This is a genomic window from Oleiphilus sp. HI0123, from assembly GCF_001635315.1.
In genome coordinates, this window is the sequence record NZ_LWGE01001613.1 from 1 (window position 1) to 1,343 (window position 1,343).

Annotated in this window: 2 protein-coding genes; both read left to right on the plus strand. The window is 43.9% G+C overall.

Going from position 1 to position 1,343, the window contains the following annotated elements; genetic code table 11:
• Positions 1-239 precede the first annotated feature (239 nt).
• The gene (locus A3761_RS21655; RefSeq protein WP_068750855.1) at positions 240-698 is read left to right on the plus strand and encodes a Spy/CpxP family protein refolding chaperone; all 459 of its coding nucleotides are present in this window, start codon (positions 240-242) and stop codon (positions 696-698) included.
• A 192-nt stretch (positions 699-890) separates the two neighbouring features.
• Positions 891-1,343 (plus strand): HAD family hydrolase (locus A3761_RS21660; RefSeq protein ID WP_068750857.1); only part of this gene is annotated, 453 nt, incomplete at its 3' end.

Sequence of the window (1,343 nt, forward strand, 5' to 3'; positions counted from 1 at the left end):
TAGCAGGCTACTTAGAAGCTCACTGATCTCGGTATCATCTTCAATGAGTAATATATTGGCACTCATATCAAACCTTTATTGATTTACGGAATTGTTTGAAGTCTAGCATAGGCTTTTTACCTTCTATTTAATCTTTACAGAGACTTTACGTTTACTAGACCCCGATTTACATAGCAATGAATACAATGATTATCAGTCGATAACAAATCGATTAAAAAAATCATTGAGAGGAAGAAATCATGAGTAATCGTCTATTTACTAAGAAGAAGTTATTAGGTTTGAGTTTAGCGATGGTCATCGCAGGGTCTGCAGCGGTTGCGACAGCAGGGCCGCACTATAAAGAGCATGGCATGAACCACAAAATGGAAAGAATGCTCAAGCGCCTTGACTTAAGCGAAGAGCAAGAGGTGCAGGTTGAGGAAATTCTGGCTCCCATGAAAGAGCTCAGAAAGGAAAGAAAAGGCTTCCCGAAAATGCGTGCCATGATGTCTTTGGACCCGGACGCTGCCGATTATATGAAGCAAGCAGAAGAGCAGGCGACAAGTGCTGCTGAGAAAGTTAAGGCTCGTATCCTTAATATGGCGAGTGTTCGCCAGCAAGTACACGCGGTGTTAAATGAGGAGCAGAAAGCCGAGCTTAAAGCGATGGTATCGAAGAAGCTAAAGCGAATGGAAGAGCGCTGTGAGGATGACGATTAATTGAGGACATCAGATTTATCGGATGCTAGTTGTTGGTTGTGAAGCTAGACAAGGATGTTTTTTGCGTGGCGAGAGCCACGCTTTTTGTTTTCTTTGGTCTTATGAATATATCTTCAGTACACTCTTAGCTCTTAGTCTTTGATTTCAAAATGGAGCGAGTCAGTGAGTTGCTTGAGGAGAATTCCACGGTGTGTGTCGGAACAGATTAGAGCCATCATTTTTGACCTTGATGGAACGCTGGTCAGCTCGAGTCTCAACTTTGACCGAATGCGAAAAGATGTGGGTTGCCCGCCTGACGAAGATATTTTGGCCTACATCGATGCCCTGCAAGGCAAAGATAAAGAAGCGGCAAATGCCATTGTTTATCAACACGAAATGGCCGATGCGCGATCAGTTGAACTGCTTCCTGGAGTAGAAAGTTTGTTTGAACAGCTTTCTATAGGAGCATTAAAAACTGCGATAGTGACTCGAAATTCAAGAGAAGCAACTCGTCGTAAGTTAGAGCAAGTGGGACTACAAGTTGACACGATATTAACCAGAGAGTGTGCCCCTGCAAAGCCTCACCCAGGAGCCTTGCAGCAACTATGTCGTGAGTGGCAACTCAAACCTTCTGAGGCGGTGTATGTGGGTGATTATCTGTACGAC

Bases quoted from the DNA above. Each gene is read 5' to 3' on its own strand.
- A3761_RS21655 (WP_068750855.1), top strand. From the start codon at position 240: ATGAGTAATCGTCTATTTACTAAGAAGAAGTTATTAGGTTTGAGTTTA.